The organism is Pseudomonas putida (genome assembly GCA_041879295.1).
Taxonomy (GTDB): Bacteria; Pseudomonadota; Gammaproteobacteria; order Pseudomonadales; family Pseudomonadaceae; genus Aquipseudomonas; species Aquipseudomonas putida_Y.
Map to the genome: position 1 here is coordinate 535,449 of CP047152.1, position 17,859 is coordinate 553,307.

At 56.1% G+C, this 17,859-nt stretch carries 31 protein-coding genes; all 31 read left to right on the forward strand.

Features of this window, described 5'->3' with window-relative positions; all coding sequences use genetic code 11:
* The first annotated feature begins 78 nt into the window (after positions 1-78).
* The 31 genes from rpsL (at position 79) to rpoA (ending at position 17,824) form a co-directional block, all read left to right on the forward strand.
* Entirely contained in the window at positions 79-450 is a 372-nt protein-coding gene (gene rpsL / locus GST84_02390; GenBank protein XGB11268.1) for a 30S ribosomal protein S12, read from the forward strand.
* A 106-nt stretch (positions 451-556) separates the two neighbouring features.
* Complete coding sequence (gene rpsG / locus GST84_02395; protein XGB11269.1) at positions 557-1,027, forward strand: 30S ribosomal protein S7; 471 nt, start codon at positions 557-559, stop codon at positions 1,025-1,027.
* Positions 1,028-1,057: 30 nt separating this feature from the next.
* The gene (gene fusA / locus GST84_02400; GenBank protein ID XGB11270.1) at positions 1,058-3,202 is read left to right on the forward strand and encodes an elongation factor G; all 2,145 of its coding nucleotides are present in this window, start codon (positions 1,058-1,060) and stop codon (positions 3,200-3,202) included.
* A gap of 27 nt (positions 3,203-3,229) precedes the next feature.
* Positions 3,230-4,423, forward strand: coding sequence for an elongation factor Tu (gene tuf, locus GST84_02405; GenBank protein XGB11271.1), 1,194 nt, complete (start codon positions 3,230-3,232; stop codon positions 4,421-4,423).
* Positions 4,424-4,565: 142 nt separating this feature from the next.
* Positions 4,566-4,877, forward strand: a complete 312-nt coding sequence (rpsJ, locus tag GST84_02410; protein XGB11272.1) for a 30S ribosomal protein S10 — start codon at positions 4,566-4,568, stop codon at positions 4,875-4,877.
* Between the two features lie 80 nt (positions 4,878-4,957).
* The gene (gene rplC / locus GST84_02415; protein XGB11273.1) at positions 4,958-5,593 is read left to right on the forward strand and encodes a 50S ribosomal protein L3; all 636 of its coding nucleotides are present in this window, start codon (positions 4,958-4,960) and stop codon (positions 5,591-5,593) included.
* 12 nt (positions 5,594-5,605) lie between these two features.
* Positions 5,606-6,208 carry a 50S ribosomal protein L4 gene (gene rplD, locus GST84_02420; GenBank protein ID XGB11274.1) on the forward strand — a complete coding sequence of 201 codons (603 nt, stop codon included), beginning with the start codon at positions 5,606-5,608 and terminating at the stop codon, positions 6,206-6,208.
* Positions 6,205-6,504, forward strand: coding sequence for a 50S ribosomal protein L23 (gene rplW / locus GST84_02425; protein XGB11275.1), 300 nt, complete (start codon positions 6,205-6,207; stop codon positions 6,502-6,504). Before rplD ends, rplW begins: the two co-directional genes overlap by 4 nt.
* A gap of 14 nt (positions 6,505-6,518) precedes the next feature.
* Entirely contained in the window at positions 6,519-7,343 is an 825-nt protein-coding gene (rplB, locus tag GST84_02430; GenBank protein ID XGB11276.1) for a 50S ribosomal protein L2, read from the forward strand.
* A gap of 16 nt (positions 7,344-7,359) precedes the next feature.
* Positions 7,360-7,635, forward strand: coding sequence for a 30S ribosomal protein S19 (gene rpsS, locus GST84_02435; GenBank protein XGB11277.1), 276 nt, complete (start codon positions 7,360-7,362; stop codon positions 7,633-7,635).
* 11 nt (positions 7,636-7,646) lie between these two features.
* Positions 7,647-7,979, forward strand: coding sequence for a 50S ribosomal protein L22 (gene rplV / locus GST84_02440; protein XGB11278.1), 333 nt, complete (start codon positions 7,647-7,649; stop codon positions 7,977-7,979).
* 13 nt (positions 7,980-7,992) lie between these two features.
* The gene (gene rpsC / locus GST84_02445; GenBank protein ID XGB11279.1) at positions 7,993-8,679 is read left to right on the forward strand and encodes a 30S ribosomal protein S3; all 687 of its coding nucleotides are present in this window, start codon (positions 7,993-7,995) and stop codon (positions 8,677-8,679) included.
* Positions 8,680-8,691: 12 nt separating this feature from the next.
* Entirely contained in the window at positions 8,692-9,105 is a 414-nt protein-coding gene (gene rplP, locus GST84_02450) for a 50S ribosomal protein L16 (GenBank protein ID XGB11280.1), read from the forward strand.
* On the forward strand, positions 9,105-9,296 hold the full coding sequence (rpmC, locus tag GST84_02455; GenBank protein XGB11281.1) for a 50S ribosomal protein L29: 192 nt from the start codon (positions 9,105-9,107) through the stop codon (positions 9,294-9,296). Before rplP ends, rpmC begins: the two co-directional genes overlap by 1 nt.
* Before the next feature lie 2 nt (positions 9,297-9,298).
* Positions 9,299-9,565, forward strand: coding sequence for a 30S ribosomal protein S17 (gene rpsQ, locus GST84_02460; GenBank protein XGB11282.1), 267 nt, complete (start codon positions 9,299-9,301; stop codon positions 9,563-9,565).
* Positions 9,566-9,588: 23 nt separating this feature from the next.
* The gene (gene rplN, locus GST84_02465) at positions 9,589-9,957 is read left to right on the forward strand and encodes a 50S ribosomal protein L14 (GenBank protein XGB11283.1); all 369 of its coding nucleotides are present in this window, start codon (positions 9,589-9,591) and stop codon (positions 9,955-9,957) included.
* Positions 9,958-9,968: 11 nt separating this feature from the next.
* The gene (gene rplX / locus GST84_02470) at positions 9,969-10,283 is read left to right on the forward strand and encodes a 50S ribosomal protein L24 (GenBank protein ID XGB11284.1); all 315 of its coding nucleotides are present in this window, start codon (positions 9,969-9,971) and stop codon (positions 10,281-10,283) included.
* A 20-nt stretch (positions 10,284-10,303) separates the two neighbouring features.
* Complete coding sequence (gene rplE, locus GST84_02475) at positions 10,304-10,843, forward strand: 50S ribosomal protein L5 (protein XGB11285.1); 540 nt, start codon at positions 10,304-10,306, stop codon at positions 10,841-10,843.
* Positions 10,844-10,856: 13 nt separating this feature from the next.
* On the forward strand, positions 10,857-11,162 hold the full coding sequence (rpsN, locus tag GST84_02480; protein XGB11286.1) for a 30S ribosomal protein S14: 306 nt from the start codon (positions 10,857-10,859) through the stop codon (positions 11,160-11,162).
* Between the two features lie 208 nt (positions 11,163-11,370).
* Entirely contained in the window at positions 11,371-11,763 is a 393-nt protein-coding gene (gene rpsH, locus GST84_02485) for a 30S ribosomal protein S8 (GenBank protein XGB11287.1), read from the forward strand.
* A gap of 12 nt (positions 11,764-11,775) precedes the next feature.
* Positions 11,776-12,309: a 50S ribosomal protein L6 gene (gene rplF / locus GST84_02490; GenBank protein XGB11288.1), complete on the forward strand. Its 534-nt coding sequence runs from the start codon at positions 11,776-11,778 to the stop codon at positions 12,307-12,309.
* A 10-nt stretch (positions 12,310-12,319) separates the two neighbouring features.
* Positions 12,320-12,670, forward strand: a complete 351-nt coding sequence (rplR, locus tag GST84_02495) for a 50S ribosomal protein L18 (GenBank protein ID XGB11289.1) — start codon at positions 12,320-12,322, stop codon at positions 12,668-12,670.
* Between the two features lie 3 nt (positions 12,671-12,673).
* Positions 12,674-13,174 (forward strand): 30S ribosomal protein S5, encoded by a 501-nt coding sequence (gene rpsE, locus GST84_02500; protein XGB11290.1) that lies wholly within the window; start codon positions 12,674-12,676, stop codon positions 13,172-13,174.
* Between the two features lie 2 nt (positions 13,175-13,176).
* A complete protein-coding gene (gene rpmD, locus GST84_02505; GenBank protein XGB11291.1) occupies positions 13,177-13,353 on the forward strand; it encodes a 50S ribosomal protein L30 in 177 nt (58 codons plus the stop codon).
* 3 nt (positions 13,354-13,356) lie between these two features.
* Positions 13,357-13,791 carry a 50S ribosomal protein L15 gene (rplO, locus tag GST84_02510; GenBank protein ID XGB11292.1) on the forward strand — a complete coding sequence of 145 codons (435 nt, stop codon included), beginning with the start codon at positions 13,357-13,359 and terminating at the stop codon, positions 13,789-13,791.
* Entirely contained in the window at positions 13,792-15,123 is a 1,332-nt protein-coding gene (secY, locus tag GST84_02515) for a preprotein translocase subunit SecY (GenBank protein XGB11293.1), read from the forward strand.
* Between the two features lie 28 nt (positions 15,124-15,151).
* On the forward strand, positions 15,152-15,268 hold the full coding sequence (rpmJ, locus tag GST84_02520; protein XGB11294.1) for a 50S ribosomal protein L36: 117 nt from the start codon (positions 15,152-15,154) through the stop codon (positions 15,266-15,268).
* 131 nt (positions 15,269-15,399) lie between these two features.
* Positions 15,400-15,756: a 30S ribosomal protein S13 gene (gene rpsM, locus GST84_02525; protein XGB11295.1), complete on the forward strand. Its 357-nt coding sequence runs from the start codon at positions 15,400-15,402 to the stop codon at positions 15,754-15,756.
* An 18-nt stretch (positions 15,757-15,774) separates the two neighbouring features.
* Positions 15,775-16,164, forward strand: a complete 390-nt coding sequence (gene rpsK / locus GST84_02530; GenBank protein XGB11296.1) for a 30S ribosomal protein S11 — start codon at positions 15,775-15,777, stop codon at positions 16,162-16,164.
* Between the two features lie 15 nt (positions 16,165-16,179).
* Positions 16,180-16,800 (forward strand): 30S ribosomal protein S4, encoded by a 621-nt coding sequence (rpsD, locus tag GST84_02535; protein XGB11297.1) that lies wholly within the window; start codon positions 16,180-16,182, stop codon positions 16,798-16,800.
* Positions 16,801-16,822: 22 nt separating this feature from the next.
* Positions 16,823-17,824, forward strand: coding sequence for a DNA-directed RNA polymerase subunit alpha (rpoA, locus tag GST84_02540; GenBank protein XGB11298.1), 1,002 nt, complete (start codon positions 16,823-16,825; stop codon positions 17,822-17,824).
* Positions 17,825-17,859: the final 35 nt, after the last annotated feature.

Consider the following 17,859-nt stretch of genomic DNA (forward strand, 5'->3'; position numbering starts at 1 on the left):
TTGGTGAGGCTCCGTCTCGCCAATTTTTGGCTTTCTTGCAAGACAATAGAGTCGCAAGACAATCAGTGGAGCTAGTAGATGGCAACTATCAACCAGCTGGTACGTCAGCCGCGTAAGCGTTCGGTCGAGAAGTCCGACGTTCCTGCGCTGCAGAACTGCCCGCAGCGTCGTGGCGTGTGCACCCGTGTGTACACCACCACGCCGAAAAAACCTAACTCGGCACTGCGTAAAGTATGCCGTGTGCGTCTGACCAACGGTTTCGAGGTTTCCTCGTACATCGGTGGTGAAGGCCACAACCTGCAAGAGCACAGCGTCGTCCTGATTCGTGGCGGCCGTGTAAAAGACTTGCCAGGTGTTCGTTACCACACCGTTCGCGGCTCTCTGGATACTTCGGGCGTCAAAGGCCGTAACCAGGGTCGTTCGAAGTACGGTACCAAGCGTCCGAAGTAATCGGTCGTTTGCAGACATCCATTTTTTTGAGTCGATAAGAGTAAGGTCGGGCGTGGGTCGAATGACCTGGTCCCGGGCTAACCTGAAGACCGTTTGAGGGCTTATCATGCCAAGACGTCGTGTAGCAGCAAAACGTGAGATCCTTGACGATCCGAAGTACGGATCCCAGATTCTCGCCAAGTTCATGAACCACGTGATGGAAAGCGGCAAGAAGGCCGTAGCCGAGCGCATCGTTTACGGTGCCCTGGATACCGTCAAAGCACGCAAGAACAGCGACCCCCTGGAAATCTTCGAGAAAGCTCTCGACGCCATCGCTCCGCTGGTCGAAGTAAAGTCCCGTCGTGTCGGCGGTGCCACTTACCAGGTCCCGGTTGAAGTTCGTCCATCCCGTCGTAACGCTCTGGCAATGCGCTGGCTCGTAGACTACGCCCGCAAGCGCGGCGAGAAGTCGATGGCTCTGCGTCTGGCCGGCGAACTGCTGGATGCTGCCGAAGGCAAGGGTGCTGCAGTCAAGAAGCGTGAAGACGTTCACCGTATGGCTGAAGCCAACAAAGCGTTCTCGCACTACCGCTTCTAATTCAAGCATCAATCTTTTTGCGAGGGCTTTATGGCTCGTACTACAGCAATTAACCGCTACCGTAACATTGGTATCTGTGCCCACGTTGACGCGGGCAAGACCACCACTACCGAGCGGATCCTGTTCTACACAGGTCTGAGCCACAAAATGGGCGAGGTGCATGACGGCGCCGCGACCACCGACTGGATGGTGCAGGAGCAGGAGCGGGGTATCACCATTACCTCCGCTGCCGTTACCACCTTCTGGAAAGGTTCCCGTGGTCAGTATGACAACTACCGCGTAAACGTTATCGATACCCCTGGCCACGTTGACTTCACCATTGAAGTAGAGCGTTCGCTGCGTGTACTCGACGGCGCGGTCGTTGTGTTCTGCGGCACCTCCGGCGTTGAGCCGCAGTCCGAAACCGTATGGCGTCAGGCCAACAAGTACGGCGTTCCACGTGTTGTTTACGTGAACAAGATGGACCGTGCTGGTGCTAACTTCCTGCGCGTCGTAGGTCAGATCAAGAACCGTCTGGGTCACACCCCAGTTCCTGTTCAGCTGGCCATCGGTTCGGAAGATAACTTCCAGGGTCAGGTTGACCTGATCAAGATGAAGGCTATCTACTGGAACGAAGATGACAAGGGCACTACCTACCGTGAGGAAGAAATTCCTGCGGATATGGTCGAGCTGGCTAACGAATGGCGCAACAACATGGTTGAAGCCGCCGCCGAAGCCAACGAAGAGCTGATGAACAAGTACCTTGAAGAAGGTGAGCTGTCTGTCGAAGAGATCAAGGCAGGCCTGCGTGCGCGCACCCTGGCCAGCGAGATCGTTCCGGCTGTCTGCGGTTCGTCGTTCAAGAACAAGGGTGTTCCCCTGGTTCTGGATGCCGTCATCGACTTCCTGCCTGCTCCGACCGAGATTCCTGCTATCCAGGGTATCAACCCGGACGACAAGGATCTGGCAAAAGACGACCCGGCCGTTCGCAAGGACGAGCGTCATGCTGATGATGACGAGCCGTTCTCGGCACTGGCGTTCAAGATCGCGACCGACCCGTTCGTAGGTACTCTGACCTTCGTTCGCGTCTACTCGGGCGTTCTGAGCTCCGGCGACTCCGTGATCAACTCGGTCAAGGGCAAGAAAGAGCGCGTTGGTCGTATGGTGCAAATGCACGCCAACCAGCGTGAAGAGATCAAGGAAGTACGCGCTGGTGACATCGCGGCCCTGATCGGCATGAAGGACGTGACTACGGGTGAAACCCTGTGCAACGCCGACAAGCCAATCATCCTTGAGCGTATGGACTTCCCGGAGCCTGTAATCTCCCTGTCCGTCGAGCCGAAAACCAAGGCCGACCAGGAGAAGATGGGCATCGCACTGGGCAAGCTGGCTCAGGAAGACCCGTCGTTCCGCGTCAAGACTGATGAAGAAACCGGTCAGACCATCATCTCCGGTATGGGTGAGCTGCACCTGGACATTCTCGTTGACCGCATGAAGCGCGAGTTCAACGTCGAAGCCAACATCGGCAAGCCGCAGGTTTCGTACCGCGAGAAGATCACCAAATCCAACGTCGAGATCGAAGGCAAGTTCGTTCGTCAGTCGGGTGGTCGTGGTCAGTTCGGTCACTGCTGGGTTCGTTTCTCCGAGCCAGACGTGGACGACAAGGGCAACATCACCGAAGGTCTGGTGTTCTCCAACGAAGTCGTTGGTGGTGTGATTCCTAAGGAATACATCCCTGCGATCCAGAAGGGTATCGAAGAACAGATGAAAAACGGCGTTGTTGCCGGTTATCCTCTGATCGGCCTGAAGGCCGCGGTATTCGACGGTTCGTACCACGACGTCGACTCCAACGAAATGGCGTTCAAGATCGCCGCTTCGATGGCGACCAAGCAACTGGCCCAGAAGGGCGGTGGCGTGGTTCTCGAGCCGATCATGAAGGTCGAAGTTGTAACCCCGGAAGACTACCTGGGTGACGTGATGGGTGACCTGAACCGTCGTCGTGGTCTGGTCCAGGGTATGGATGAGTCGGTCTCTGGCCGTGTCGTCCGTGCTGAAGTACCGCTCGGAGAGATGTTCGGTTACGCAACCGACGTTCGTTCCATGTCTCAGGGTCGCGCAAGCTACTCCATGGAATTCTCCAAATACGCCGAAGCTCCGTCGAACATCGTCGAAGCACTCGTTAAAAAACAAGGCTAATCCCCTTTAGGCAAGAGGTTCACTGTCGTGGCTAAAGAAAAATTTGATCGTTCCCTTCCCCACGTTAACGTCGGCACCATCGGCCACGTTGACCACGGTAAGACCACTCTGACCGCAGCTCTGACTCGCGTTTGCTCCGAAGTTTTCGGTTCGGCAGTCGTTGAGTTCGACAAGATCGACTCGGCTCCGGAAGAAAAAGCGCGCGGTATCACCATCAACACCGCTCACGTTGAGTACAACTCGACCATTCGTCACTACGCTCACGTTGACTGCCCAGGTCACGCTGACTACGTGAAGAACATGATCACCGGTGCTGCCCAGATGGACGGCGCGATCCTGGTTTGCTCGGCCGCCGATGGTCCGATGCCACAAACCCGTGAGCACATCCTGCTGTCCCGTCAGGTAGGTGTTCCGTACATCGTGGTCTTCCTGAACAAGGCTGACCTGGTAGACGACGCTGAGCTGCTGGAACTGGTCGAGATGGAAGTTCGCGACCTGCTGTCCACCTATGACTTCCCAGGCGACGACACTCCGATCATCATCGGTTCGGCTCGTATGGCGCTGGAAGGCAAAGACGACAACGAAATGGGTACTACCGCTGTCAAGAAGCTGGTAGAAACTCTGGACAGCTACATTCCTGAGCCAGTTCGTGCCATCGACCAGCCGTTCCTGATGCCGATCGAAGACGTGTTCTCGATCTCGGGTCGTGGTACCGTTGTTACCGGTCGTATCGAGCGTGGTATCGTCCGCGTTCAGGATCCGCTGGAAATCGTTGGTCTGCGTGACACCACCACCACCACCTGCACCGGTGTTGAGATGTTCCGCAAGCTGCTGGACGAAGGTCGTGCTGGCGAGAACTGCGGCGTTCTGCTGCGTGGTACCAAGCGTGACGACGTTGAGCGTGGCCAGGTTCTGGTCAAGCCAGGTTCGGTCAAGCCGCACACCAAGTTCACCGCAGAAGTCTACGTTCTGTCGAAGGAAGAAGGCGGCCGTCACACTCCGTTCTTCAAAGGCTACCGTCCACAGTTCTACTTCCGTACCACTGACGTGACCGGTAACTGCGAGCTGCCGGAAGGCGTTGAAATGGTAATGCCAGGTGACAACATTCAGATGACTGTTACCCTGATCAAGACCATCGCAATGGAAGACGGTCTGCGCTTCGCTATCCGTGAAGGCGGTCGTACCGTCGGCGCCGGCGTTGTGGCCAAAATCATCGAGTAATCACTCGACCGATTGAAAAAAACCCCCGCTCAGCGGGGGTTTTTTTTATTGGGTTGACACTAAATGGGGGCGTCTATAGAATCACGCCTCCTTTTAGCGGGCGTAGTGCGTCCGTTGGGAACAGCCTGGAGTCTGAAATCCAATGCAAAATCAGCAAATCCGTATCAGGTTGAAGGCTTTCGACCATCGCCTGATCGACCAATCCACCCAGGAAATCGTGGAAACCGCGAAACGTACTGGTGCACAAGTGCGTGGTCCTATTCCACTGCCTACCCGCAAAGAGCGTTTCACCGTTCTGGTTTCCCCGCACGTCAACAAAGACGCGCGTGACCAGTACGAGATTCGCACTCATAAGCGTGTTCTGGACATCGTCCAGCCAACGGATAAAACCGTTGACGCGCTGATGAAGCTTGATCTGGCGGCAGGTGTGGAAGTACAGATCAGCCTCGGCTAAGACTTCGGTCTAGTCGTGTAACGCTCTGAAATGGGCGGCCATAGCGGGTGAAAGCCCCGTACACTCATGAGGTTTACAACATGACTATTGGTGTAATCGGTCGCAAATGCGGTATGACCCGCATTTTCACCGAAGAAGGTGTCTCCATTCCGGTCACGGTCATTGAGATCGAGCCGAATCGCGTCACCCAGTTCAAAACTGAAGAAACCGATGGCTACCGTGCAGTGCAAGTCACTGTCGGCGAGCGTCGTGCTTCGCGTGTGACTGCCGCTCAGGCAGGCCACTTCGCCAAGGCCAACGTTGCCGCTGGTCGCGGTGTTTGGGAGTTCCGTCTTGAAGAAGGCGATTTCCAGGCTGGCGATCTGATCAAAGCTGAACTCTTCACTGCAGGCCAGCTGGTTGACGTTACTGGTCAGTCCAAAGGTAAAGGCTTCGCCGGTACCATCAAGCGCTGGAACTTCCGTGGTCAGGACAACACCCACGGTAACTCCGTGTCGCACCGTGTTCCTGGTTCCATCGGCCAGTGCCAGACTCCTGGTCGTGTGTTCAAGGGCAAGAAAATGTCCGGTCACATGGGCGCCGAGCGCGTGACTGTTCAGTCCCTGGAAGTAGTTCGCGTAGACGCTGAACGCAACCTGCTGCTGATCAAGGGTGCCGTACCTGGCGCTACTGGCGGCGACGTGGTTGTACGTCCAGCTGTCAAGGCTCGCGGTTAAGGGGAAACTGACATGCAACTTAATGTAAATGACGCTCAGGCGATCGAAGTTTCCGAACTGACTTTCGGTGGCGAATTCAACGAGACGCTGGTTCACCAAGCAGTCGTGGCCTACATGGCTGGCGGCCGTCAGGGCACCAAGCAGCAGAAGACCCGTTCCGACGTGGCTGGTGGCGGTAAGCGCCCATGGCGTCAGAAGGGTACTGGCCGTGCTCGTGCTGGTACCACTCGTGGTCCGATCTGGCGTGGCGGTGGTGTAACCTTCGCAGCTCGCCCTCAAGATCACTCGCAAAAGCTCAACAAGAAGATGTATCGCGCAGCTCTGCGCTCCATCCTCGCTGAGCTGGTGCGTAGCGACCGTCTGGTCGTGGTTCAGGACTTCGCTGTTGAAGCACCGAAAACCAAAGATCTGCTGAACAAGCTGAACGGCATGGGTCTGAGCGATGTATTGATCGTTTCCGACGCTGTTGATCAGAACCTGTACCTGGCTGCTCGTAACCTGCCGCACGTCGATGTACGTGACGTACAAGGTTCCGACCCGGTCAGTCTGATCGCATACGAGAAAGTGTTGATCACTGTCTCGGCCGTGAAGAAATTCGAGGAGCTGCTGGGATGAACCAGGAACGCGTATTCAAAGTCCTCCTTGGCCCGCACGTTTCCGAGAAGGCTACCGTTCTGGCTGAGAAAAAAGGCCAGTTCGTATTCAAGGTTGCTACTGATGCAACCAAGCTGGAAATCAAGAAAGCTGTCGAAGGCCTGTTCAACGTAAAAGTTGAAAACGTGTCGACTGTTAACGTTCTGGGTAAAACCAAGCGTACCGCACGTGGTCTGGGCAAGCGTAATGACTGGAAGAAGGCGATCGTCTCCCTTCAGCCAGGCCAAGATCTCGATTTCAGCAGCAGTGCTGAGTAAGGAAGGGGTGCATCATGGCAATCGTTAAATGCAAACCGACTTCCCCTGGCCGCCGTTTCGTGGTCAAGGTGGTCAACAAGGAGCTGCACAAAGGCGCTCCTCACGCACCGCTGATCGAGAAAAAATCGAAGTCTGGTGGTCGTAACAACAATGGCCGCATTACCACTCGTCACGTTGGTGGTGGTCACAAGCAGCATTACCGTCTGGTCGACTTCCGTCGCAACGACAAAGATGGCATTCCAGCCACTGTCGAGCGTATCGAATACGATCCAAACCGTACTGCTCACATCGCCCTGCTGTGCTACGCAGACGGTGAGCGTCGCTACATCATCGCGCCTAAGGGCGTGAGCGCTGGCGACCAGCTGATCGCAGGTGCCCTGGCCCCAATCAAGGCCGGTAACTCCCTGCAGCTGCGCAACATTCCAGTAGGTAGCACCATTCACGGCATCGAACTGAAGCCGGGTAAAGGTGCTCAGATCGCTCGTTCCGCTGGTGCTTCGGCTCAGCTGATCGCTCGCGAAGGTGTCTACGTGACCCTGCGTCTGCGCTCTGGTGAAATGCGTAAAGTCCTGGCTGAGTGCCGTGCGACCCTGGGCGAAGTCTCGAACTCCGAGCACAGCCTGCGTTCGCTGGGTAAAGCTGGTGCCAAACGCTGGCGCGGCGTTCGCCCAACCGTTCGTGGTGTTGCCATGAACCCGGTTGACCACCCACACGGTGGTGGTGAAGGTCGTACCTCCGGTGGTCGTCATCCGGTATCGCCATGGGGCTTCCCAACCAAGGGTGCTAAAACCCGTGGTAATAAGCGTACCGACAACATGATCGTCCGTCGTCGCAAGTAACTAGAGGGATACGACAGTGCCACGTTCTCTGAAAAAAGGTCCTTTTATCGATCTTCACCTGTTGAAGAAGGTCGAAGTGGCGGTGGAGAAGAACGATCGCAAGCCAGTTAAAACCTGGTCGCGCCGTTCGATGATCCTGCCACAAATGGTCGGTCTGACCATCGCGGTTCACAACGGTCGCCAGCATGTTCCAGTTCTCGTGAACGAAGACATGGTCGGCCACAAACTGGGCGAGTTCGCCGGTACCCGCACCTATCGCGGGCACGTGGCTGACAAGAAAGCCAAGCGTTAAGGGGTAAGGAAATGGAAGTAGCCGCTAAGTTGTCGGGCGCTCGCATCTCCGCCCAGAAAGCCCGCTTGGTCGCCGACCAGATCCGCGGGAAGAAGGTGGGCGAAGCGCTCAACCTGTTGGCCTTCAGCAGCAAAAAAGCCGCTGAAATCATGAAGAAAGTCCTCGAGTCGGCCGTAGCCAACGCCGAACACAACGAAGGCGCAGACGTTGATGACCTGAAGGTCTCCACCGTCTTCGTCAACGAAGGGCGTTCGCTGAAGCGCATCATGCCACGTGCCAAAGGCCGTGCTGATCGCATCGTCAAGCGGTCTTGCCATATCACTGTCAAGGTTGCGGACAAGTAACGGAGTCGATCAGATGGGTCAGAAAGTACATCCCACTGGCATTCGCCTGGGAATCGTCAAGGAGCACACCTCCGTCTGGTACGCAGACGGTGCTACTTACGCAGATTACCTGTTGAAGGATCTGAAAACGCGTGAGTACCTCCAAGACAAACTAAAAAGCGCGTCCGTAAGCCGTATCGATATTCATCGTCCGGCTCAAACTGCACGCATCACCATCCACACCGCTCGTCCCGGTATCGTTATCGGTAAGAAAGGTGAAGATGTCGAGAAGCTGCGTCAGGACCTGACCAAGCAGATGGGTGTGCCTGTGCACATCAACATCGAAGAGATCCGCAAGCCGGAACTCGACGCTATGCTGGTTGCGCAGAGCGTAGCTCAGCAGCTGGAACGCCGTGTAATGTTCCGTCGCGCCATGAAGCGCGCGGTACAGAACGCCATGCGTATTGGTGCCAAGGGCATCAAGATCCAGGTGAGCGGTCGTCTCGGCGGTGCTGAGATTGCTCGTACCGAGTGGTATCGCGAAGGTCGTGTGCCTCTGCACACCCTGCGTGCCGATATCGACTACAACACCTACGAAGCTCACACCACTTACGGTGTGATCGGTGTGAAGGTTTGGATCTTCAAAGGCGAAGTTATTGGTGGTCGCCAAGAAGAACTGAAACCACAAGCACCAGCGCCTCGTAAAAAAGCTGCTAAGTAAGGGGTACGCCAAATGTTGCAACCAAAGCGTACAAAATTCCGCAAGCAGATGACTGGCCACAACCGTGGTCTGGCACTGCGCGGTAGCAAAGTCAGCTTCGGCGAATTCGCCCTGAAAGCTGTTGCTCGCGGTCGCCTCACCGCTCGCCAGATCGAGTCCGCACGTCGTGCGCTGACCCGTCACGTTAAGCGTGGCGGTAAGATCTGGATCCGTGTGTTCCCGGACAAGCCGATCTCCAAGAAACCTCTCGAGGTTCGTATGGGTAAAGGTAAGGGTTCCGTGGAGTACTGGGTTGCCCAGATTCAGCCAGGCAAAGTCCTGTACGAGATCGAGGGTGTTTCTGAAGAGCTGGCGCGCGAAGCTTTCGCCCTGGCTGCTGCAAAGCTGCCTCTCGCCACCTCCTTTGTTAAGCGGACGGTGATGTGATGAAAGCGAATGAACTTCGTGAAAAATCGGCACAGCAACTGAACGAGCAACTGCTCGGCTTGCTGCGCGACCAGTTCAATCTGCGTATGCAGAAAGCAACTGGCCAGTTGGGGCAGTCGCACCTGCTCTCGCAAGTTAAGCGTGACATCGCTCGCGTGAAAACTGTGCTCAACCAGCAGGCAGGTAAGTGATCATGGCTGAAGCTGAAAAAACCGTCCGTACGCTGACTGGCCGTGTCGTCAGCGACAAAATGGACAAGACCATCACCGTTCTGATCGAGCGTCGCGTAAAGCACCCGATCTACGGTAAATACGTTAAGCGTTCGACTAAGCTGCACGCGCACGACGAAGCCAACCAGTGCAAGATCGGCGACAAGGTTTCCATCCGTGAAACCCGTCCGCTGGCCAAGACCAAGTCCTGGGCACTGGTTGAAGTCCTCGAACGCGCTGTTGAAGTCTAAGGGCTAGGGGTCGGAGAAATTTTATGATTCAGACTCAATCCATGCTCGATGTGGCCGATAACAGCGGCGCTCGTCGCGTCATGTGCATCAAGGTACTCGGCGGTTCGCACCGCCGTTACGCCGGCATCGGTGACATCATCAAGGTTACCGTCAAGGAAGCAATTCCGCGCGGTAAGGTCAAAAAAGGCCAAGTGATGACCGCTGTTGTCGTACGTACCCGTCACGGTGTTCGTCGCGCTGACGGTTCCATCATTCGTTTCGACGGCAACGCTGCTGTTCTGCTGAACAACAAGCAAGAGCCGATCGGCACTCGCATCTTCGGGCCAGTGACCCGTGAGCTTCGTACTGAGAAGTTCATGAAGATCGTCTCGCTCGCCCCTGAAGTGCTGTAAGGAGATCCGACATGCAAAAGATTCGTCGTGACGACGAGATCATCGTGATCGCCGGCAAAGACAAAGGTAAGCGCGGTAAGGTGCTGAAGGTTCTGGCTGATGACCGTCTGGTTATCGGTGGCGTGAACCTGGTCAAGCGTCATACCAAGCCTAACCCGATGGCGGGCGTACAGGGCGGTATCGTCGAGAAAGAAGCGCCTCTGCACGCTTCCAACGTTGCCATCTTCAACGGTGAAACCAACAAGGCTGACCGCGTTGGTTTCAAAGTAGAAGACGGTAAAAAAATTCGTGTCTTCAAGTCGACCCAAAAAGCGGTTGATGCTTGAACACTGCTAGGTAGAAGACCATGGCACGACTGAAAGAGATTTACCGGAACGAAATCGCTCCTAAGCTTAAGGAAGAACTTAAGCTGTCGAACGTGATGGAAGTTCCGCGCGTTACCAAGATCACCCTGAACATGGGTCTGGGCGAAGCGATCGGCGACAAGAAAGTCATCGAGCACGCTGTTGCCGACCTGGAAAAGATCACCGGTCAAAAGCCGGTCGTGACTTTCGCTCGCAAATCCATCGCTGGCTTCAAAGTCCGCGAAGGCTGGCCGATCGGCGTCAAGGTGACCCTGCGTAGCGACAAGATGTACGAATTCCTGGACCGCCTGCTGGCGATCTCCCTGCCTCGGGTTCGCGACTTCCGCGGCCTGAATGCCAAGTCCTTCGATGGTCGTGGCAACTACAGCATGGGCGTGAAAGAGCAGATCATCTTCCCGGAAATCGACTACGACAAGATCGATGCTCTGCGCGGTTTGGACATCACCCTGACCACCACTGCTCGTTCGGACGACGAAGGCCGCGCTCTGCTGCGTGCTTTCAAGTTCCCGTTCCGCAACTGATTGGAGTAGGAAAATGGCCAAGAAGAGCATGAAAAACCGCGAGCTGAAGCGTCAGCTCACGGTAGCAAAGTTCGCTAAGAAGCGTGCTGAGCTGAAAGCGACCATCGTCAACCTGAACGCCTCTCCAGAAGAGCGTTTCGCTGCCGTTGTCGCTCTGCAGAAGCAGCCACGCGACGCTAGCGCCTCGCGCCTGCGCAACCGTTGCCGCCTGACCGGTCGTCCTCACGGTGTATACCGTAAGTTCGGCCTGGGCCGTAACATGCTGCGTCAAGCTGCAATGCGCGGTGACGTACCAGGTCTGGTCAAGGCCTCCTGGTAATCGCTGCAGGCAAGGCACGGGTGGAAGGGGAGTAATCTTCCGACCGCCGGTGACCTTGCCAACAAACAAGCCCCTATATGGGGCTTGTTTCGTTTCTGCCTTGTGTCTAGAATGACCGGCTCACCTGAGCCTGGGTTTTTGCCCAAACCGTTCGGGTGGTTGTCATAGCCGCAAGGCTAATAATTCTTGTATCAGGAGCATCTAGCCCATGAGTATGCAGGACCCGTTAGCGGACATGCTAACTCGCATCCGTAATGCCCAGATGGCTGAAAAGTCCGTCGTAAGCATGCCTTCCTCTACCCTGAAGGTCGCGGTTGCCAAAGTTCTGAAGGACGAAGGTTACATCGCTGGCTACCAGGTAACTGGTGAGGCCAAGCCTTCCCTGTCGATCGAACTGAAGTACTTCGAAGGCCGTCCGGTCATCGAGGAACTGAAGCGCTCCAGCCGTCCAGGCCTGCGCCAGTACAAGGCCGTCACCGATCTGCCGAAAGTACGTGGCGGTCTGGGCGTGTCTATCGTCTCCACCAACAAAGGTGTGATGACTGATCGCGCTGCGCGCGCTGCCGGTGTCGGCGGCGAAGTTCTGTGCACAGTGTTCTAAGGGGGGATAGACATGTCTCGCGTCGCTAAGAACCCCGTTAAGCTGCCATCCGGTGTCGAAGTCAAATTCGCCGGTCAGCAGCTTTCGGTGAAGGGTGCCAAAGGTACTCTCGAACTGAACGTTCACTCGTCTGTTGAAGTTACCGAAGAGTCTGGTGAGCTGCGTTTCGTCGCTCGCAATGGTGACCAGCAAGCTCGTGCCATGGCCGGTACCACCCGCGCTCTGGTCAACAACATGGTCCAAGGCGTAAGCCAAGGCTTCGAGCGCAAGCTCCAGCTGGTCGGTGTTGGTTACAAGGCACAGGCTAAAGGCACCGTCCTGAACCTGGCCCTGGGCTTCTCTCACCCAGTGGACTACGAACTGCCAGCCGGTATCACCGCTGAAACGCCTAGCCAGACCGACATCCTGATCAAGGGTATCGACAAGCAGCTGGTAGGTCAGGTGGCCGCTGAAATCCGCGACTTCCGTCCGCCAGAGCCTTACAAAGGTAAAGGTGTGCGTTACGCGGACGAAGTAGTCCGTCGTAAAGAAGCCAAGAAGAAGTAGGGCCTAGTAAATGACCGACAAAAAAGTTATTCGACTGCGTCGCGCTCGCAAAGCACGTCTCAAGATGCACGAACTCGAAGTCGTGCGCCTGTGCGTGTTCCGCTCCTCGCAGCACATCTACGCCCAGGTCATTTCGGCCGACGGCAGCAAGGTTCTGGCAAGCGCCTCGACCTTGGACAAAGACCTGCGTGATGGCGCCACTGGCAACATCGACGCGGCCACTAAGGTTGGCAAGCTGGTAGCTGAGCGTGCGAAAGCCGCCGGTGTATCTCAAGTTGCCTTTGACCGTTCCGGCTTCAAGTACCATGGCCGCGTCAAAGCGCTGGCTGATGCTGCTCGTGAAGGCGGGCTGGAGTTCTAAGTTATGGCAAATAACGATCAAAAGCGCGACGAAGGCTACATCGAGAAGCTGGTTCAAGTTAACCGCGTTGCCAAAACCGTAAAAGGCGGCCGTATCTTCACCTTCACCGCGCTGACCGTGGTGGGTGATGGTAAAGGTCGTGTTGGCTTCGGCCGTGGCAAGTCGCGCGAAGTACCAGCCGCGATCCAGAAAGCCATGGAAGCTGCTCGCCGCAACATGATTCAGGTTGACCTGAAGGGCACCACCCTGCAGTACGCCACCAAGGCTGCCCACGGCGCCTCGAAGGTTTACATGCAGCCTGCCTCGGAAGGTACCGGTATCATCGCCGGTGGCGCAATGCGTGCTGTCCTGGAAGTTGCTGGTGTTCAGAACGTTCTGGCCAAGTGCTACGGTTCGACCAACCCAGTGAACGTGGTTTACGCCACCTTCAAGGGTCTGAAAGCCATGCAATCTCCTGAATCCATTGCCGCCAAGCGTGGCAAGAGCGTCGAGGAGATCTTCTGATCATGGCAACCGTAAAAGTAACGCTGATCAAGAGCGTCTCGGGCCGTCTGCCTAACCACAAGCTGTGTGTTAAAGGCCTGGGTCTGCGTCGCATCGGTCACACTGTAGAAGTCCAGGATACTCCCGAGAATCGCGGGATGATCAACAAGGCTTACTACATGCTGAAGGTCGAGGGCTAATCGATGAAACTCAATGATCTGAGTCCAGCGCCGGGTTCCCGTCGCGAGAAGCATCGTCCAGGTCGTGGTATCGGTAGCGGTCTGGGTAAGACCGGCGGCCGTGGCCACAAAGGTCAGACTTCCCGTTCGGGTGGTTCGATCGCTCCTGGCTTCGAAGGCGGTCAACAGCCGCTGCACCGTCGCCTGCCGAAGTTCGGCTTCGTTTCCCTGAAAGCCATGGACCGCGCTGAAGTGCGTCTGTCCGAGCTGGCCAAAGTGGAAGGCGACGTGATCTCCGTGCAATCCCTGAAGGATGCCAACGTGATCAACCAGCACATTCAGCGTGTGAAAATCATGCTGTCTGGCGAAGTTACTCGCGCAGTCACCATCAAGGGTATCGCAGCCACCAAGGGTGCGCGTGCGGCTATCGAAGCAGCTGGCGGCAAATTCGAGGAATAAATGGCTAAGCAAGGTGCTCTCTCTTCGCTCGGTAAGGGCGGGATGTCGGAACTCTGGGCTCGTCTGCGCTTTCTGTTCATGGCGATCATCGTCTATCGGATAGGTGCACATATCCCGGTTCCCGGCATCAATCCGGACCGTCTGGCGGATCTGTTTCGGCAGAATGAGGGGACCATTCTTAGCTTGTTCAACATGTTTTCCGGTGGCGCGCTTGAGCGCATGAGCATCTTTGCACTGGGGATCATGCCGTACATTTCGGCATCGATCATCATGCAGTTGATGACGGCGGTCAGCCCGCAACTGGAGCAGTTGAAGAAGGAAGGTGAAGCTGGCCGTCGCAAGATCAGCCAGTACACCCGCTACGGCACCGTTATCCTGGCACTGGTCCAAGCCATTGGCATGTCCATTGGCCTGGCCAACCAGGGCGTGGCGTTTTCTGCAGGCCTGGGCTTCCATGTCGTCGCTGTTTCCACTTTCGTGGCTGGCGCGATGTTCATGATGTGGCTGGGCGAGCAGATCACCGAGCGCGGTGTGGGCAACGGTATCTCGATGTTGATCTTCGCAGGTATCGTTGCCGGTCTTCCGAGAGCAATCGGGCAGTCTTTCGAGTCTGCACGCACAGGCGATATCAACATTTTCGCCCTGGTCGCTATCGGTCTGCTGGCAGTAGCGATTATCGGTTTTGTGGTGTTCATTGAGCGTGGTCAGCGTCGTATCGCCGTTCATTACGCCAAGCGTCAGCAGGGCCGCAAGGTCTTCGCTGCGCAGACCAGCCACTTGCCGCTGAAGGTGAACATGGCAGGGGTTATCCCGGCCATTTTCGCGAGCAGCATTCTGCTGTTCCCGGCTTCGCTGGGTGCCTGGTTTGGTCAGTCTGAAGGTATGGGCTGGCTGCAGGACATCTCGCAGTCGATCGCTCCTGGTCAGCCGTTGAACATTCTGCTGTTTAGTGCAGGGATCATTTTCTTCTGCTTCTTCTACACAGCGTTGATGTTCAATCCGAAAGACGTAGCGGAAAACCTGAAGAAGTCCGGTGCCTTTATTCCGGGTATCCGTCCTGGTGAGCAGTCGGCGCGCTACATTGATGGCGTTCTGACCCGTTTGACCATGTTCGGTGCTCTTTACATGATGGCCGTCTGCCTTCTGCCCCAGTTCCTGGTGGTGGCAGCAAATGTGCCGTTCTACCTTGGCGGGACCTCGTTGCTGATTGTGGTAGTGGTTGTGATGGACTTCATGTCCCAAGTACAATCGCACCTCGTTTCGCACCAGTACGAATCCCTGATGAAGAAAGCCAACCTGAAAGGCTACGGTGGCAGCGGTCTGCTGCGCTGATACGCCCCTAAGGTTCGAGGAGTCGGTAATGAAAGTTCGTGCATCGGTGAAAAAGCTGTGCCGTAACTGCAAGATCATCCGTCGCGAAGGCGTCGTACGAGTGATCTGCAGCGCGGAACCGCGTCACAAACAGCGCCAAGGCTGAGTGTGATCTGCGCTTCAAACCCAGCAGCTAGTGTGCTGCTGGGTTGATTATTCGTTTCTACAGCGATATTATCTCGCGCCCTATTTCTTGGCTTCCGGGGCGTAGGTAGCTGTCAATTGGAGTCCCACTGAATGGCCCGTATTGCAGGCGTCAACATTCCAGATAACAAGCATACTGTTATCTCGCTGACCTACATCTATGGTGTCGGTCGCACAACTGCACAGAAGATTTGTGCAGACGCTGGTGTAAACCCAGCCGCTAAGATCAAGGATCTGAGCGACGAGCAAATCGAAACCCTGCGTGGCGAAGTCGCGAAGTTCACCACCGAAGGTGACCTGCGTCGTGACGTCAACATGAAGATCAAGCGCTTGATGGACCTGGGTTGCTACCGCGGCCTGCGTCATCGTAAAGGTCTGCCGGTTCGCGGTCAGCGCACCAAGACCAACGCACGCACCCGTAAGGGCCCGCGTAAGCCGATCCGCAAGTAATCGCCCAGGAATATAGACATGGCAAAACCTGCTGCTCGTCCTCGTAAGAAAGTCAAAAAGACAGTGGTTGATGGCATCGCCCACATCCACGCTTCTTTCAACAACACCATCGTGACCATCACCGATCGTCAGGGCAATGCTTTGTCCTGGGCGACTTCCGGTGGTTCGGGTTTCCGTGGTTCGCGCAAATCCACCCCGTTCGCAGCCCAGATCGCTGCTGAGCGTGCTGGTCAAGCTGCGCTGGAATACGGTCTGAAGAACCTCGACGTTAACGTCAAGGGTCCAGGTCCAGGTCGTGAGTCCGCCGTTCGTGCATTGAACAGCTGCGGCTACAAGATCGCCAGCATCACCGACGTGACGCCAATCCCGCACAACGGGTGCCGTCCGCCGAAGAAGCGTCGCGTGTAATCAGGAGACAGAAGAATGGCACGTTACATTGGTCCAAAATGCAAACTGTCTCGTCGTGAAGGCACTGATCTGTTCCTGAAGAGCGGCGTTCGCGCTCTGGAATCGAAGTGCAATATCGAAGCAGCCCCAGGTATCCACGGCCAGCGCCGTGGCCGTCAGTCCGACTACGGCACCCAGCTGCGTGAGAAACAAAAAGTCCGTCGTATCTACGGTGTTCTGGAGCGTCAGTTCCGCGGTTACTACCAAGCTGCTGCCTCGAAAAAAGGCGCAACCGGTGAGAACCTGCTGCAACTGCTCGAGTGCCGTCTGGATAACGTCGTTTACCGTATGGGCTTCGGCTCGACTCGTTCCGAGTCCCGTCAGCTGGTTTCGCACAAAGCGATCAGCGTCAACGGTAAGACTGTAAACATTCCATCCTACCAAGTTCGTCCGGGTGACGTGGTCGCAGTCCGCGAGAAATCGCTGGGCCAGTTGCGCATTGTTCAAGCCCTTGAACTGTGCGCCCAGCGTGGCCGCGTTGAGTGGGTTGACGTGGATGCTGCTAAAAAGTCGGGCGTTTTCAAGAACGTTCCTGCTCGCAGCGACCTGTCTGCCGACATCAACGAAAACCTGATTGTCGAGCTCTACTCCAAGTAAGGGCTAGAAAATAGGTGCATCCATGCAGATTTCGGTAAATGAGTTCCTGACTCCCCGCCATATTGATGTGCAGGTAGTCAGTCCGACCCGCGCCAAGATTACGCTCGAGCCTCTCGAGCGTGGTTTCGGCCATACCCTGGGCAACGCGCTGCGCCGCATCCTGTTGTCCTCCATGCCTGGCTGTGCAGTAGTCGAGGCCGAGATCGATGGCGTACTCCATGAGTACTCCGCGATCGAAGGTGTTCAGGAAGACGTAATTGAAATCCTGTTGAACCTGAAAGGCCTGGCTATCAAACTGCATGGTCGTGACGAAGTTACGCTGACCTTGTCGAAAAAGGGTTCGGGGGTGGTTACCGCTGCCGATATTCAGCTGGATCACGATGTCGAGATCGTCAACCCCGATCACGTAATCGCGAACCTGGCGTCGAACGGCGCTCTGAACATGAAGCTCACTGTAGCTCGTGGTCGTGGTTACGAGCCGGCCGACTCCCGTCAAACCGACGAAGACGAAAGCCGTAGCATTGGCCGTCTGCAGTTGGACGCTTCGTTCAGCCCGGTGCGTCGTATCGCCTATGTGGTCGAGAACGCCCGTGTTGAACAGCGTACCAACCTGGACAAACTGGTCATTGATCTGGAAACCAACGGCACCCTGGATCCTGAAGAGGCTATCCGCCGCGCTGCGACCATTCTGCAACAGCAGTTGGCCGCGTTCGTCGACCTCAAAGGTGACAGTGAGCCTGTCGTAGTCGAGCAGGAAGACGAGATCGACCCGATCCTGCTGCGTCCGGTTGACGACCTGGAACTGACTGTACGTTCGGCCAACTGCCTCAAGGCGGAGAACATCTACTACATCGGCGACCTGATTCAGCGTACCGAAGTAGAGCTGTTGAAGACTCCTAACCTGGGTAAGAAGTCCCTGACTGAAATCAAGGACGTTCTGGCCTCTCGTGGTCTGTCTCTCGGCATGCGCCTCGACAACTGGCCGCCTGCAAGTCTTAAGAAAGACGACAAGGCGACCGCCTGATCGTCGTAATCACCGAACGTAGTGTTTGGTAAGGA